General features: G+C 71.3%; 14 protein-coding genes. 10 read left to right on the forward strand and 4 right to left on the reverse strand.

Features of this window, described 5'->3' with window-relative positions; translation table 11 throughout:
* Positions 1–302: 302 nt before the first annotated feature.
* The 8 genes from ACZ41I_RS31855 to ACZ41I_RS31890 all read left to right on the forward strand — a co-directional run bounded on the left by ACZ41I_RS31855 (position 303) and on the right by ACZ41I_RS31890 (position 8395).
* Positions 303–1202 (forward strand): LysR family transcriptional regulator, encoded by a 900-nt coding sequence (locus ACZ41I_RS31855; protein WP_363217016.1) that lies wholly within the window; start codon positions 303–305, stop codon positions 1200–1202.
* Between the two features lie 187 nt (positions 1203–1389).
* On the forward strand, positions 1390–1839 hold the full coding sequence (locus tag ACZ41I_RS31860; RefSeq protein WP_468515685.1) for a cobalamin B12-binding domain-containing protein: 450 nt from the start codon (positions 1390–1392) through the stop codon (positions 1837–1839).
* A 29-nt stretch (positions 1840–1868) separates the two neighbouring features.
* Positions 1869–3179, forward strand: a complete 1311-nt coding sequence (locus tag ACZ41I_RS31865) for a methylaspartate mutase (protein WP_468515686.1) — start codon at positions 1869–1871, stop codon at positions 3177–3179.
* Positions 3180–3219: 40 nt separating this feature from the next.
* Complete coding sequence (locus ACZ41I_RS31870; protein ID WP_363217020.1) at positions 3220–4155, forward strand: transporter substrate-binding domain-containing protein; 936 nt, start codon at positions 3220–3222, stop codon at positions 4153–4155.
* A gap of 34 nt (positions 4156–4189) precedes the next feature.
* Positions 4190–5179, forward strand: a complete 990-nt coding sequence (locus ACZ41I_RS31875) for a DMT family transporter (protein WP_468326792.1) — start codon at positions 4190–4192, stop codon at positions 5177–5179.
* Complete coding sequence (locus ACZ41I_RS31880; protein ID WP_363217022.1) at positions 5176–6219, forward strand: aspartate-semialdehyde dehydrogenase; 1044 nt, start codon at positions 5176–5178, stop codon at positions 6217–6219. The genes ACZ41I_RS31875 and ACZ41I_RS31880 overlap by 4 nt, the downstream gene beginning before the upstream one ends.
* A complete protein-coding gene (locus tag ACZ41I_RS31885) occupies positions 6216–7349 on the forward strand; it encodes an amino acid kinase family protein (protein ID WP_363217023.1) in 1134 nt (377 codons plus the stop codon). Before ACZ41I_RS31880 ends, ACZ41I_RS31885 begins: the two co-directional genes overlap by 4 nt.
* 5 nt (positions 7350–7354) lie before the next feature.
* Positions 7355–8395: a TauD/TfdA family dioxygenase gene (locus tag ACZ41I_RS31890; RefSeq protein WP_399772463.1), complete on the forward strand. Its 1041-nt coding sequence runs from the start codon at positions 7355–7357 to the stop codon at positions 8393–8395.
* 981 nt (positions 8396–9376) lie between these two features.
* Here the strand turns inward: ACZ41I_RS31890 and ACZ41I_RS31895 are convergent.
* The 4 genes from ACZ41I_RS31895 to ACZ41I_RS31910 all read right to left on the reverse strand — a co-directional run bounded on the left by ACZ41I_RS31895 (position 9377) and on the right by ACZ41I_RS31910 (position 14166).
* Complete coding sequence (locus ACZ41I_RS31895; RefSeq protein ID WP_468515687.1) at positions 9377–10399, reverse strand: enolase C-terminal domain-like protein; 1023 nt, start codon at positions 10397–10399, stop codon at positions 9377–9379.
* Positions 10400–10557: 158 nt separating this feature from the next.
* Positions 10558–11553, reverse strand: coding sequence for a helix-turn-helix transcriptional regulator (locus ACZ41I_RS31900; protein ID WP_363217026.1), 996 nt, complete (start codon positions 11551–11553; stop codon positions 10558–10560).
* A gap of 184 nt (positions 11554–11737) precedes the next feature.
* Entirely contained in the window at positions 11738–13108 is a 1371-nt protein-coding gene (locus ACZ41I_RS31905) for an acyl-CoA dehydrogenase family protein (RefSeq protein WP_468515688.1), read from the reverse strand.
* A complete protein-coding gene (locus ACZ41I_RS31910) occupies positions 13105–14166 on the reverse strand; it encodes a ScbA/BarX family gamma-butyrolactone biosynthesis protein (protein ID WP_468515689.1) in 1062 nt (353 codons plus the stop codon). The genes ACZ41I_RS31905 and ACZ41I_RS31910 overlap by 4 nt, the downstream gene beginning before the upstream one ends.
* 252 nt (positions 14167–14418) lie before the next feature.
* Between ACZ41I_RS31910 and ACZ41I_RS31915 the strand changes: the two genes are divergently transcribed.
* Positions 14419–15021, forward strand: coding sequence for a TetR family transcriptional regulator (locus ACZ41I_RS31915; RefSeq protein ID WP_468515690.1), 603 nt, complete (start codon positions 14419–14421; stop codon positions 15019–15021).
* 156 nt (positions 15022–15177) lie between these two features.
* Positions 15178–15807 (forward strand): ScbR family autoregulator-binding transcription factor, encoded by a 630-nt coding sequence (locus ACZ41I_RS31920; RefSeq protein ID WP_399772476.1) that lies wholly within the window; start codon positions 15178–15180, stop codon positions 15805–15807.
* The last annotated feature ends 23 nt before the right edge of the window (positions 15808–15830 follow it).

Below are 15830 nucleotides of genomic sequence, written 5' to 3' on the forward strand. Positions count from 1 at the left end.
GACCTCCGCCCGGCCCCAGCCGCACCACCCAGCCCGCGACCGACCTCCCCCTAACCCCCGACACACCACCCAGCCCGCAACCGACCTCCCCCTAACCCCCGCACACACCGCCCAGCCCCCCAACCACCGCCCGGGGCGGCCCGCGCTCGGCGACGTCCTCGCGGCTCCCGTCCCCCGGCACATCTCTGCCGTGGGCACTGTGTGCCAGCGGGATCTGCTTCCGCCGCCCGGGCAGGGTCGGCAGGCTCGATGTCTCGACCACCGTGGATCGATTTCCGTCCGCATCCCTCCGGGAGAGACCAATGGACATCCGGCAACTCCGGACCTTTCACCGTGTGGCCACGCTGGGGAGCTTCACCCGGGCCGCGGCCGAACTCAACTACGCGCAGTCCAGCGTGACCGCGCAGATCAAGGCCCTCGAAGTGTCCCTCGGCAGCGAGCTGTTCGAGCGGGTCGCGGGCAAGGTCAAGCTCACTCCGGCGGGTACGCGGCTGCTGCCGTACGCGGCCCAGATGCTGTCCCTCGCGGACGAGGCGCGCGGTGCGGCATCGCCGGACGCGCGCCCGGAGGGGGTGCTGACGATCGGCACGATGGAGAGCATCACCTCCTACCGCATGCCGCCCGTCCTGGAGTACTTCCACCACCGCTACCCGCGGCTGCAGATCGCGCTGCGGCCCAGCCTGTGCGCCGAGACCCTGCATTCGCTGCGGCAGGGGGTGTTCGACGCGGGCTTCCTGATGGAGGCCGAGACCCAGCACTCGGGTGTGCACAGCGAGGTCCTCGGCGCCGAGCCACTCGTCATCGTGGCCGCTCCGGGCCACCGGCTCGCCGACGAGACCAAGGTGGAGACGGACGAGCTGCGCCAGGAGTCGGTGCTCGCGCCGGAGGCGGGGTGCGCCTACCGGGAGCTGCTGGAGGCGGAGCTGAACGACGGCTCCGGTGAGCCGGTGCCGTTCCTGGAGTTCGGCAACATCGAGGCGATCAAGCGGGGTGTGGGTGCGGGGCTCGGGATCAGCCTGCTGCCGCGGATGACGGTCGCCGACGAACTGGCCGCCGGATCGCTGGTGCCGCTGGCCTGGGAGCCGCCGTTCGCGCTGTACACCCAGCTCGCCTGGCGCAAGGGATCGCAGCTGTCGCGCGAGCGCCAGGTGTTCGTGGAGCAGGTCATCGAATTCCTCAGCCGGGAATACCAGGAGCCGTGATGGGCGGGAGTGTCCGAAAAGCAGGGGCGGTATGCGGTCCGGGCCGTACCTCGGTCTCATCGATCGATCGACTCGATAAAGCCCATCTGTAATACCGAACCGGTTTTCTGGACTCTGCCACAGCCCGGTACGGAGACTCGGAGAGTCACAGTTTCAGCGGCAAGGAGAACCTCTTATGTCTCAAGTCATGCTCCCGGCGAAGAAGTTTGTCGTGTCGAGCGTGTCTTCCGACGCCCATATGTGGAACCTGGTCTTTCTGCAGTTGCTGCTCGAGGAACAGGGCGCGGACGTCGTCAATCTGGGTGCCTGCGTGCCGGATGAGCTCATCATCGAGGAGTGCCGGCGGTCCCGGCCGGACGCCCTGGTCATCAGTACGGTGAACGGCCACGGCCATCTGGACGGACTGCGCCTGATCCGCCGCATACGCAGCGAGCCGGATCTGGCGGAGCTGCGGGTCGTCATCGGCGGAAAGCTGGGAGTGCGCGGCGCCGAGAACATTGTGTTCGCCGAGGAGCTCGCGCTCAGCGGATTCGATGCGGTATTCGAGGCGGACGGCGGAATCGACGGATTCCAGGAATTCCTGGCGAGCCTGGACAGCGCGGAGCGGCCCGAACTCACTTCCGGGGCTGCCGCGTGAACACACCGGCGCGAACAAACGAAATGCCCGTGGCCGGGACGGGGCCGCTGGGCCGGTTCTCCCGCCATATTCGGGAAGCGCATGCGCAGGGGCGTCTCGTCGTCCAGCCGCGGATGGGTTTCGCGGACATCGCCACGATGCGCGAAGGGCTGCTCGGGGTACGGGCCGCCGACGCCACCTCGGTCGGCACGATCACCCTGGACAGCTACACCCGGGTCAATGACCACGAATCGGCGCGGGCGGCCCTGCGCACCGGCGCGGAGCTGAACGGCTTTCCGCTGGTGGCGCACGGGCCCGGGACCACCCGGCAGTTGCTGGACGCGGTGTCGGGGGACGACTTCCCGGTCCAGGTCAGGCACGGCTCCGCGCTGCCGTACCCGCTGTTCCAGGCGATGGTGGCGGCCGGCGTGGACGCGACCGAGGGCGGTCCCGTCTCGTACTGCCTGCCCTACAGCCGAGCGCCGATCAGCGAGGCGGTGAAGGCCTGGGCCCAGTGCTGTGAGCTGATCGCCGCGCAGCCGGTGCCGATGCATCTGGAGAGCTTCGGCGGCTGCATGCTCGGGCAGTTGTGCCCGCCGAGTCTGCTGGTCGCGCTGAGCGTGCTGGAGGCGCTGTTCTTCCGCGAGCACGGACTGAGCGACATCTCCCTGAGCTATGCGCAGCAGACCCACCCGGGGCAGGATCTGGAGGCGATCGCGGCCCTGCGCCGGCTCGCGGGCGAGCGCCTGCCGCAGGCCGACTGGCACGTGGTGCTCTACACGTTCATGGGGGTGTTCCCGCGTACACCCGTGGGTTCGTACCGGATCCTGGAGGAGAGCGTCCGCCTCGCGGTGCGCAGCGGCAGCGAGCGGCTGATCGTGAAGACCCCGGCGGAGGCGCACCGGATTCCCACGATCGCCGAGAACGTGGACGCCCTGGAGTTCGCCGACGCCATCGCACGGGACGAGGCGGGCCGGGTACCGGACGTCGAGGCCACGGACACGGGCATCTACGAAGAGGCCAGGCTGCTGATCGACAGCACCCTGGAGCTGGCGCCGACCGTCGGTGAGTCGCTGGTCCGGGCCTTCTCGCGGGGTCATCTGGACGTGCCGTACTGCCTGCACCAGGACAACGCCAACAGGTCGCGGGCGTATGTGGACGGGGGCGGCATGCTGCGCTGGGCGGAGCCCGGACGGATGCCCCTGCGGGTGGCGCACGGCGGCGCCCGCCGGCCGGTCAGCGCGAAGGGGCTGCTGACGATGCTCGGCTTCAACGAGCGCCGCTTCGACCGCGAGCAACTGACCCACGGGCACCTCAGGGGACTGCAGTACACCCCCCAGCGGCCCCGGAGCCTGTCGTGACGCCGGGCGTACCCCGGTTCACCCCTTCTAGGAGCGTGTCATGAGCACACCCACATTGGACGCCGTGCGCGAGCGCGGTGTTCTCCGGGCCGCGGTCAGCCGCGGCATCCGCGGACTCTCGCTGCGCGGCGACGACGGCCGGTGGAGCGGCCTGGACACCGATGTCGCGCGGGCCGTGGCCGCTGCCGCCCTGGGCAGCGCGGACGCCGTCGAGTGGGCCCCCACCGATCCGGCGCAGCGGCTCGGCCGGCTGGCGTCCGGCGAGGTCGACCTGACCGTCTGCAATGTCAGCTGGACCCTGGGCCGGGAGGCCTCCCTGCCCGTGCTGTTCGCGGGAGTCACCTGCTACGACGGCGAGGGCTTCCTGGTACGTGCGGACAGCGGGATCACCCGTCCCGAGGAGCTGGCCGGGCGCCGCGTGGCCGTACAGGCGGGCACCACGAGCGCGGCCAACCTGGCTTCCTGGTACGGCAGTCGGGGACTGGCGGTCGAACCGGTGGCGTACACCACGCCGGGTGAGACCCTCGCCGGGTACGCCGCCGGCGCGTGCGCGGCCTACGTACTCGACCGGGTGGCGCTCGCCGGGGAGCGGGCCGCGCTCGACGACCCCGCGGCCCACCGCATCCTCGACACGGCCATCTCGCGGGAGCCGATGGCGGCGGCCGTACGCGACGACGACCCGGCCTGGTTCCGGCTGTGCCGGTGGGTGCTGCAGCTCCTCGTGTCCGCCGAGCACCAGGTCGACGAGGTGGGCGAGCGGGAGAAGGCGCTGGCCCAGGCCGCGGAGACGGCGGGCGTGCACGGGCCGGCCGTCGGCCTCGACCGGGACTGGGCCGCCCGGGTCCTGGACGCGGTCGGCACCTACGCGGACGTCTACGAGCGCAATCTCGGGCCGGCCACCGGCCTCGCCGTGCCGCGCGGACTCAACGAGCTGTGGACCAGGGGCGGCCTGCACTACGCCGTGCCCCTGCACTGACCAACCGCCCCTACCCCTCAGAAAGGCACTTCACATGAGTACCGACACTCGGGCACCGAACCAGGAGACGAAGGGAGCGATCGAGCTGACGCTCGCCATGGTGCTCTCGGGCACCCTGGGCGTCTTCGTGATCGAATCCGGCGCGTCGCCCTTCAACGTGGTGTTCTTCCGCTGCCTGTTCGGCACCGTCGCGCTGGGTCTGTACTGCCTGGTGCGCGGCTTCTTCAAGAACCACGGCTTCACGGCCAAGAAGCTGGGCCTGGCGGCGCTCGGCGGCGCGTTCATCGTGTTCAACTGGGCTTTCCTCTTCAAGTCGTACGAGGGCACGTCGATCTCCGTGGCGACGGTCGTCTACCACACGCAGCCCTTCTACGTGATGCTCCTCGGCTCGCTGATCTTCCGTGACAAGATCACGGCCAGCAAGGTCGGCTGGCTCGGAGTGGCCTTCGCCGGACTGATCCTGGTCGCCGGGGTGTCGGCGTCCGACCTGACGGGCAGCGGGGACAGCGCCTATCTGGCGGGTCTCGGCTACGCGCTGCTCGCCGCCGTCTTCTACGGCGTCTCGACCCTGATCACCAAGCGGGTCACCGGTGTGAAGCCGCATCTGGTCGCCCTGGTGCAGCTCGTGCTCGGCATCTTCCTGCTGCTGCCCTTCACCACGCTGAGCGAGACGAAGGACCTCGGCGCCGGCTGGGGCTGGCTGGTCGGTCTGGGCGTCATCCACACGTGCGTGATGTACGTCCTCATGTACTCCTCGTACCAGAAGCTGCCCACCCCGAAGATCGCCGTCCTGGCGTTCGTCTACCCGGCCGTGGCGATGCTCATGGACTGGGCCGTGTACGGGCACAGCGTCAGCCTGCTGCAGGCCCTCGGCATCCCGATGATCGTCGCCGCCAGCCTCGGCATCAACCTCGGCTGGTCCTTCAAGGGCCGCGCGGTCAAGGCAGCGGCCGCCACCCCTGCCGCCGGCGCCGCACGGACCGCCGAGCCCAAGGTTCAGATCAACTCTGGAGGCACCCGATGACCCTCGTCACCGACCCCGCCGCACCGCGGATCGCCATCGTCGGCGCCACCGGCGCCGTCGGCAACACGCTCATCGACCTGATCGAGCAGCGCGGTCTGCGCTACCGCGACATCCAGCTGGTCGCCTCGGCCCGTTCGGCAGGCACCGAGCTGAGCGTCGACGGCGTGTCCCATCCCGTGCAGGCCGTGGACGAGTTCGACTTCTCCACCGTCGACCTGGCGTTCTTCTCCGCGGGCACCGAGGCGAGCCAGCAGTGGGTGCCGAAGGCCACCGCCGCCGGCGCCGTCGTCATCGACAACACCATCGCCTACCGCATGGACCCGGACACCCCGCTGGTCGTACCGCAGGTCAACGCGCACGAGCTGGACCGGCGCCCGAAGTCCGGGGTGATCGCGAACCCCAACTGCTCGACCATCCCGCTGGTACGGCTCCTGAAGGGGGTCGAGGAGCGGTGGGGTGTGCGGCAGGCCGTGGTCAGCACCTACCAGGCCGCGTCGGGTCTGGGGCACCCGGGCGTCGAGGAACTGCGGGAGGCGAGCCGGGCCGCCCTGGAGCACCCCGAGGAGCCGTACCCCGCCAAGGAGTTCACTCCTTCACTGGCCTTCAACGTCATTCCGAAGATCGACCGTTTCCTGGACACCGGCTTCACGCTGGAGGAGCAGAAGATGCTCCAGGAGTCCCGCAAGATCCTCGGCATACCCCATCTGGACGTCACCACCACCTGTGTGCGGGTGCCGGTGGTCAACGGCCACTCGGAGACCGTGTGGATCGAGGCGCAGGGCGTGGTCGACCGCGCCGAACTCGTCGAGGTGCTGGCGGCGCTGCCCGAGGTGACGGTGCACGACCGTGAGTCGCCGCGCGAGTTCCCCACGCCCACGACCATCGACGACCCCAACCGGGTGCACGTCGGCCGCGTCCGCGTGAACCCGAACAACCCGCGCGCCTTCTGGCTCTGGCTGGTCGCCGACAACCTCACCATCGGCGCCGCGCTCAACGCCATCCAGATCGCCGAAGAACTGATCGCCCGGGGGACCCTGTGACAGCCGCACCACCGACGCAGCAGCCGCCCGCGGTCCTGAAGTTCGGCGGCTCCAGCTTCCGCACCCTGGCCGCGTATCAGCAGCTGGCCGAGGCGCTGGCCCGGCGGATCGACGAAGAGGGCAGCCGCCTGGTCGTCGTGGTGAGCGGCCAGCCCGGTGAGACGGAGCAGTTCCGCGAGCGGCTCAGCCAGGTCAACCCGCACCCGGAGGACGAGACCGTCGCCGGTCTGCTGACCCTCGCCGACACCGTGGGCGCACAGCTGCTCGCCACGGCGCTGCACCGGGCGGGCCGCAGCGCCACGGTGCTCGCCGGCCACCAGCTGGGGCTGACCACGGACTCGTCGTTCATGTGGGCCCGGTTGGAGCACACCGACCCGGAGCCGCTGCGTACGGCGGTCCGCGACCACGAGGTCGTGGTGGTGCCGGGAGGCCAGGCCGCCGACAAGGAGGGCCGGCCGACCTGGCTGGGCAAGAACAGCTCGGACCTGTCGGCGGTGGCGGTCGCGGCGGCGGTCGGCGCGCACAGCTGCGAGATCCACTCGGACGTCGACGGCATCTACAGCTCCGACCCGCACCTGATCACGGGCGCCCGGCTGCTGGGCGAAGTGTCGTACAACACGGCGGCGTTGATGTCGCTGTACGGCGCGAAGGTGCTGCACCGAAGGGCTGTCCGGCTCGCCCAGCGGAACCGGATCGAGATCGTGTGCCGCTACAACCGGCCGCCGTTCCCGCGCGGTTCGGTGATCGGCACCGCGGGTTCCTCGGTGGCCGCGGTCGTACTGAACCAGCGTTCGGCGGCCCTGCGGTACGCGACGGAGGAGCTGGCCGACCAGGCGTACACCGTCTTCCACGGCGCCAACATCGATGTCGTCCGTCTGACGTCGGGCCCGCTGGTCGCCGTCACCGGCGGATTCGTCGACCTGCCGGAGTTCCAGCGGCGCAACGGGCTGACCCCCGGTGAGTACGCGGGCATTCCGGTGACCGCGGTGCGCGGCAGCCAGGTGGCCACCCGGCTCGCCGCCGACGAGGAGGACGCGCTGCACCTCACGCAGCGCCTGCACGACTACGTGAACCGTCCCGGCGCGGACCTTGCCCCGGACGCGCCGCTGCTCGAAATGCAAGGAGTGTGACAGCCATGACCGCGACCACCGTCCACACCGTGCCGGCCACCGAACCCGTCACCACCGAGACCTTCCGCGAGATCGTCCTGCCTGACGAGGTGCGGGACGCGCTCGGGGAACAGCTGGAGCGGTTGCCGGATCCGAACATCGACATCGACCGCTCGATGACCCGGCTGCTGCAGATCTTCGCGACGCTGCCGACGGCGCTGTTGCAGCAGATCCTGGACTTCGGCCGGCACATCGACACTCCCGGCGTCAGCCTGATCAGCAATCTGCCGGTGGACGCCGAGCTGCCCGACACGCCGTCGGACGGCGGGCCGAGCCGGGAGAAGACGTCGTTCGTGGCGGAGGGCGTGCTGCTGGGCCTCAGCGGGCTGCTCGGTGAGCCCATGGGCGTGCTCACGGAGAAGGCCGGCCAGTTGGTGCACGACGTCATTCCGGTCGAAGGGGGAGCGCGGACCCAGACCAACCAGGGGTCCGAGATCTTCCTCAACTTCCACAGCGACATCATGCATGACGTGATCGGCCGGTACGACGTGGCCAACCCCGACTTCCTCGTGCTCAGTTGCCTGCGTGCCGACCACGAGGGCGTGGCCGGCACCTTCTACGCCGATGCCCGTGACATCTCGGCCGCGCTGGCGCCGGAGGTGCTCGACACCCTGCGCAGCCCGCTGTTCCGGTTGAACGCGCCGGGCAGTTACGTGCGTGACGTCGCCGGCGGGCAGGACGTGCTGTCCGAGCCGGTACCGATGATCAGCGGCCATCACGACTTCCCGGAGATCGCGATCTCCGCCAATGGTGTGCACCCGCTCACCAGCGGGGCGCGGGAGGCGCTGGAGACGCTGCAGCAGGTCTGCCGCCAGGTCGCGCACGGCGTGCAGTTGCGCCCGGGCCAGGCGCTGCTGATCAACAACCGGAAGGGGGTGCACGCCCGGTCCACGTTCACGGCCCGGTACGACGGCCGGGACCGCTGGCTGCAGCGGACCTATGTGCGCCGGAGCCTGTGGAACGTGCGGTATCGCGTGACGGAGCAGAACCGCCGCGTGCACTACTGAGCCGTCGGCCGGCTCCGGACCGGGCGTGCCGCTCACCGCAGAGCGGCACCTGCCCGCCGCGCCCCGCAGGCCGCCCGGGCACCCCCGGCGACCGGCGGGGCTCGCCGCTTCCCCCAGCCCTCATCCCCGCGGCTTCCGTCCCCCGGGCGACCGGCGGAGCCTCGCCGCCTCCCGACCTGCAACCGCCCAAACCACGGCTTCCCGACCGGCGGCTTTCCAACTCGCAGCCTTCCGACTGACGGCCTTCCGCCGCAGCGCCAATCGGCGGCCTTCCGCCCCAGAGCCTTCCGACCGGCGGCCTTCCGCCCCAGAGCCTTCCGACCGGCGGCCTTCCACCCCAGGGCCTTCCGACCGGCGGCCTTCCGCCCCAGGGCCTTCCGACCGGCGGCATTTCGACCCGCGGCTTTACGGCCCGTCGTTTTCCGGCCCGACGCTCGACGGGCTCGCAGCCTCCCCCAACGCGAACCCACCGCCCCGCCACTTCCCTCCCCCGGGCGACCGGCGGGGGCCCGACCTGCGGCTTTCCGGCCCGCGGCCCTCCAGCTCGCGGCTTTACGGCCCGTCGTTTTCCGGCCCGTCGATCGGCGGGCTCGCCGCCCCCAGACCGCGGCATTCCGACCCGCGGCCGCCGACCACCGCCTTTCGACCCCGGCCCTCCAACCCACGGCCCTGCAGCCGCCGTTCCCGGTCCGTGGTAGCTCCCGGCCGGTATGGCATCGAGCGGTCATTCCCGTCACGGCCAGGTGTGGGCGGCTGTATCCCGCTCGGGTACGTCGGATGATCGGTGTGTCGAGCCCCATCGCCTGCTGCCGGTCCGGCCAGCGCCCCGCACGGAGGAAGATCAAGATGAGCAACGCGCGAGAGTTCCGTCATGGCAACACCGGCTCCGCCGTACCGCCGGCCCCGACCTCGGCGGCAGAGGACGACCTGATCTGGGGCTGACGCCTCGCCGCCCGGCCTGAAGGGGGACTCGGGGCGCGGTCAGCCCCAGAGGTCCGTCGCGGAGGAGGCCTGGGGGCCGCTCGGCCGCTGTGGTTCGTGCGGCTCCCCCGGCACGCACAGCGTCTGCGGCACGTTCACCAGGTCCGCCGCGGTGGCCGCGTGCAGGGTCGCCGCCCAGGAGCGGGCGGTCGCCGGCGGTGAGCCGAGCAGCACGAGCAGACCCCGCTGCTCCGCCTGTTCCATCATGGCAAGGGCCATGGTGAGACCACCCACCGCGTCCAGTTTGAGGTTGATCCCGTCGTACCGGGCCACGAGCCGCCCCATGTCGCCGACCTCGCCCCGAGGCAGATCGGCGATGATCGGGAACGGCCGGCGCAGGGTGACGAGCGCCCCGGACTCCGCCTCGGGCAGCGGCTGTTCGAGCACCCGCACCCCATGGTCCGCGAGCTTGGGCAGCATCGCGTGCAGCCGGTCCACGTCCCACCCGCCCTCGGCGTCGGCCATCAGCCAGGCATCGGGCCGGTGGCGGCGCACCGCGTCGAGCCGGGCGAGGTCGTCCTCGACGGCACCGGCCCCGAGTTTCAGCTTGAGCGAGGAGAAGCCGTCGCTGTGGCGCAGTTCGTTCTCCAGCCGGGTGTGCTCCAGCAGCGGGAGGGTGCGGACGACCGGTACCGGGCGCGGCCGGGGAACCCCGAGCAGTTCCCAGGCCCGTTGCCCGCTGCGCTTGGCCAGCAGGTCCCACAGCGCGGTGTCGAGCGCGCTGCGCAGGGGGCCCGGCGGCAGCAGGTCCAGCAGTTCGACCGGGCTGATCAGATGCGCCAGCTCGGCCTCGACCGAGGCCAGTTGCTCGCTGACGGCTTCGCGGCTGTCCGCCTCCCGGTAGGGCAGGAGCGTGGCCTCGCCCCGCCCGGTGCTGCCCGCTCCCCGCAGCCGGACGCGCAGTACGGCCCACTCGCGCGGCACGTCGACGGTTCCGCCGTCGGGTGCGGGCACGGGCAGTACGGCGCACTGGACCCGCAGCGGTGTCCCCGTCAGGGATCTGAGGAGTACCGGGTCGAACACGAGGAGGGCTCCTGACTCAACTGGCACGTTGCCGGAGCACCATCCTGTCCACCGGCCACGGCAAGGGCCAGCACGAAAGCCCTGCCCATGGCGGCCTGGCCCCAACCGGACAGCCGAAGGCCGACAGGACACCCGGACCGGCCGGGAGCTGTCTCGCCCTAGTCCAGCAGGCCCAGCTTCGCCGCCGTGATGCCTGCCTGGAACCGGCTGTCCACACCCAGCCGCGCCATCAGGTCCGCCATCATCCTGCGCAACGTCCGCACGGACACACCGAGTTCGCGGGCGATCGCCTCGTCCTTGCGGCCGGTGGCCATCAGCCGCAGCATCCACAGCTGCTGGGAGGTGAACCCGGACTGCCGGCCGGACTCGGCCGCCTCCAGGGGGGCGGCGGACGCCCAGCACATCTCGAAGACCTTCACCAGCAGTGCCGTGACGGCCTCACCGCGCAGCACCATCATCGCGCCGCTCGACCGGACGTGCAGGGCGGGCACCAGCGCCTGCACCCGGTCGACCAGGATGAACCGGAACGGCACGATGCTGGCGATCCTCAGGTCCGCGCCCGCCGCCCGCAACTCCTGCAGATGGGTCATCGCATGGGTGATCCGGGTCATGGGCCGCAGATGGATGCTGCGCATCGACACGCCTCGCTCCAGCACCCGCCGGTCCCGCCGGAGGCCTTGGGCGAGCACGTCCGGCGGCATCACGGGGCCGGGGTGCATGCTCAGGATCTCCGACGTGGCCATGTCGGCGGCATCACCGAGGACGCGTGCGATCTTCTCCGGGCAGGTGACCACCTCCAGGCCGCTCGACCGTGCCGTGTGCAGGGGCAGAAACGCCTCGCGCATCGCGCCGACACGCTCCCGGGTCCGCCGGATCTGCTCGGTCAGTTCCATGACCGCCTGCTCCTCGGCCGTGAGCAGCCTGAGCAGTGCGGCCTCCGGGGCGGTCGCCCTGACGGTCCGCTCCCCCGTCGCCGAGGCGCCCTCGGGCACCTCGATGAGCAGGCCGAGCCCGAGGAGTTCCTGGCGGGCCTGCTCGATCTCGTCGACGCTGCTGTCGAGTTGCTCGCATGCGGTGCGCACGGTCCAGTCGCTGCGGGCCGATGCGTACTCGAACAGTCTCAGGGCCTGGGGCCCGATGGTCGGTGCGCTCATACCGTGCACTGCCTCCGTCCCCCTGATCCTGCGCGTACCGAATAACATACCCTCTCGAAGGTATTTTTTCCAGAGAGGAGCCGGCCGTGCCCGCGAGCGGCAGTCGGCCGCCGACGCGGGCACGCTGTGCGCGCCGCGCGGCGGCGGCCACAAGTGGATCGGGCGACTCCTCGGAGTCGGGCGGTCAGGCCCCGAAGACGGCCTGCGCATAGGACTGCGCCGAAGCGTCGAAGCGGAGCATCGCATGCGTCGACGCGGACTGGATGTCGCGCCAGCGGCGCTGGACCGGGTCCTGCTGCGACTGTCCCCGGCTGCCGGTCGTACGGAACAGCCGGTCCACGGCGGCCGCACACATCTCGACCGCGGCCACCACGTCCCGTGCCGTCTCCGCCACCGCCAAAGGCTCGATCCGTGCCGCGTCGGCGCGCCGGGCGGCACTGTCCAGCAGCAGCTCGGCGGCCCGCAGCCCGGCCGAGGAGCGGGCAAGTGCCGTGGACAGCGCGGGCGTCGAGCCGGCCCGGCCGCCGTCCGGGCCCGTGCGGTCCACGGCGGCGCGGGTCCACTCCGTCAGCGCGCCACGGGTGGCGCCGAGCACCGGTGCCGCGAACATCAGCGCCGCCACGAGCGGGTAGGGAACGCTGTGGCAGCGCGCCGCGCCCTGCTCGCGCGGGACGAGCAGCCGGGCTCGGGGAACCGCTCGGTGGCCGGGCACGAAGACACCGTCGAGCCGCACCGTGTTGCTGCCGGTGCCACGCATGCCCAGCGGGTTCCAGGTGTCGAGGACCTGGCAGTCCTCGATCGGGACGAGGAAGAGCGTGGGCACCTCGCCACCGGACCCCGCACCATCGGCTCCCGCGGCACCGGACCCCACCCCATCGGACCCCTCGCCGGCGAACCCCGCACCACCGGGTCCCTCGGAGCCGGATCCCGCACCCCCAGACCCCGCATCACCAGACCCCGCACCGCCAGACCCCACGCCACCGGACGCCGCACCACCGGACCCCTCGCCGACGAATCCCGCACCCCCGGACCCCACGCCCCCGGCCCCCTCGGCGAGTGCCGCGAGCAGCACCCAGTCGGCGAAGTCCACGCCGCTGACGCTCGGCCACTCGCCGCTGAGCAGCCAGCCGCCGGGCACGGTGACGGCGTGCGGCCCCGGCGGTGCGACGCCTGCCGCGATGCGGGTGTCGGGGGACGTGCCCCACAGGTCCCGCCGGGCGCGCTCGGGCAGGTAGGAGGCGATCCGGCCATGGGCGGCGAAGAGCGTCGCCACCCAGGCCGCCGAGGTGCAGCCCTCACCGACGTGCGCGGCGGCCTGCACCAGGTCGGTGAACGAGCCCTCCGTGCCGCCGTGCTCAGCGGGAACGAAGTGCCGGTTGAAGCCGGCCCGGGCCAATTCCACGACCACGTCGAGATCGAGCCGGCACCGTACGTCGGCCTCGTCGGCGTGCCATGCCGCGACCCGGGCCGCACGGCGCACCGACAGGCCGGCGGCCGGCGAGACCTCCTGTTCCCGCTCGGAGTCGCCGGGGGTGGAAGCGGAGGGCCGTATCACGCGAAGACCTCCTCCACGCCGGCGCGGACCGAGGCCGGGGCGGCAGCCGGAGCCGCCTGCCAGCGCGCACTGCCGGACGCCACGGTCCTGCCGTTCTGCACGGCTTCCACGGCCAGGGTGACCTCGTCCGGCGTCCGGGGCGTGCCGGACTGCCGTACGACGAGCCGGGTGGGTGCGGTCAGTTCGCAGTAGGCGGCGAACTGCACCCCGCCACCGGACATCGTCCATTCGTACAGCGGAGCCGGAGCCGGTCCCAGGGCCGCCCGCGAGGCCTGCCGGACGGCTTCCAGCAGCAGCATCCCCGGCACATGGTCGCTGGGGTGGTCGAAGAACACCGGGTGGGACTGATCGACGTGCAGCAGCCACGTACCACCCGGCTCCTCAGCCGCCGCCCGCTCGTCCGGCAGGCCGGACTCGGCGACGACCACGTCCATGGACCGCTCGCGGCCCACGAGTTCGGGCGCCATCACGCGTGCGCCGGGATGCACCGCGGTGACCGCGGTGCCGGGGGCGGGCGGCAGGGCCCCGGCGGCGCCGCGACGGCGCACCGCCGCGTAGCTCGCGCGGTCGACCGCCTGCCAGGAGACGCTGCCCGTGGCGCGCACCCCGCCCGAGGAGACGAGCTGCGCCCCCAGGCTCATCACCGCGCGCTTCGCAGTGCGCTCCCTGGTCTCCCGGCAGCGGACCTCCAGGACCACGGACTCGTCCTCGGTGTCGTCCGCGCCGGGCACCGGGAGGTCGAAGTCGAGTCCGCAGAAGACGAAGGGATGCTCCAGCGGCACCCCGTAGAAGCGGTGCGAGAGGTAGATCGCCGTCTGCCGCAGCATCTCGACGAAGAGCGTCGGATCGGTCCCCCCGGCGGCGTCCGGGCGGTACAGCCCGTGTCCGGCCGGCTGCCGCACGGCCAGATAGAAGAGTCCGGGACGCACGCGTACGGCGTCGGTCAGCAGCACCTCGTGTGCCGCCTCCTTGTGGACCAGTCGCTGCGGAACGGTCCGCTGGAAGTCCTCCCCCCACGCGTCCTGCGGCATGTCGGTCGCCAACACGTCGCCACTCATCACTGACCCCCATACAGATAGACGAATCAGACGCAGAGCACACACAGACGGCCGGGGTGACCTCCCCCGGCAACCGGCGAGAAATATACCTCCGGGAAGGTATATTGCAATGGACTTCTCTGAGATCGTTGGATCCATGACCGCTTCCAGAACCCACTTCCCGCCGGTCCGGCGAACCGGCGGGCGGAAACATACCTTGGGGATGGTATTTTCTTTCGGAGGTCGCAGTGCCGGGTGAAGGGGGGTCCCAGGATGGTCAAGCAGGAACGCGCGCGGCGCACGTACGAGGCGATACTGGACGCCGCCGCGGAAGAGTTCGTCTCCCTCGGCTACACGCGCACGACGCTCGGCGGAGTGGTCGCTCGCACCGATCTCACCAAGGGCGCGCTCTACGGCCACTTCTCCTCCAAGGAGGACCTGGCCAGGACACTGGTGCGCCATGGCGCCGCGGTGTGGGCCGGGCTCCTGGCGGACATCGAGTCCGCGCGGCTCGCGCCGCTGAAGGCGCTGCGCTCCCTCACCGTGTCGCTGGCCGGCCGGCTCTGGTCCGACGTGCGGGTACGGGCAGCCTTCCGCCTCGCCTCGGAGATGCCGGGGGACGCCATGGAGAGCGGCCCCCTGCTCACCGAGGTCTGGGACTTCCTGGTGGGCAACGCGAAACAGGCACAGGCCGACGGCGAGATCCGGATGCGCTGCTCACCCGAGTCCGTGGCGCAGCTCCTGCTCTCCCTGGTCCTCGGCTTCCAGCACCTGCCCGTCCCACGGGGCGACCTGCCCGCCAAGGACCGCATCGAGGAGCTGTGGGTCATCGTCGCAACCGCACTCCGCTCGCCCGGACCCGCCCTCGACGCCTGACCCGCGCCGACCGCTCATATACCTTCGTGACGGTATATTCAGCCCGGAGCGGTGAGGCACGGGAGCCCGGCCTCAGGGCGCCCGAGCCTTTGGCGGAAGAAACCTGAAACACTGCGTCCGCTTCATGCGCCACGCCCGCCGGAAAGCCGGAGATCCATGACCAGCACATCGTCCGCCCGCACCACGACCGGCCGGGAGCCCAAGCAGGAACGCGCCGTACGCACCCGCGCCCAGGTCCTCGACACCGCCGCCGCACTCTTCGCCGAACGCGGCTACGAAGCCACCTCGATCGTCGACATCGCCGAGCGCGTCGGCATGACGAAGGGTGCCGTGTACTTCCACTTCAAGAACAAGGAAGCCATGGCCATCGCGATCGTCGAGAAGAACTACGAGCGATGGCCCGCACTGCTGGAGGAGGTCCGCACCCTGGACCTCGACCCCCGCAGCACCATCCTCACCCTCCTGGACCGAACCGCCGAGGCCTTCCACACCGACCGCACCATCCAGGCCGCCACCCGCCTGCAGTCCGAACGCTCACTCATCCACACCCCGCTGCCCGAGCCCTACGTCGGCTGGATCAAGCTCCTCACGGGCCTCTTCGAAGAGGCCGAACGGGCCGGACAGCTCAAGGCAGGACTCCCCCCGCGCGCCGCCGCCCAGGTCGTCGTCGCCTCCTTCTACGGCATGCAGCACATCTCCGACGTCCTGCACCAGCGCACCGACCTGCTCGACCGCTGGCAGGAACTGCGCACCGTCACACTGCAGGCCCTCCTCCCCCAGGGCTGACCGGCCGGGCCGAAACGCCCGGC

It is taken from the genome of Streptomyces sp. NPDC030799 (assembly GCF_055572255.1).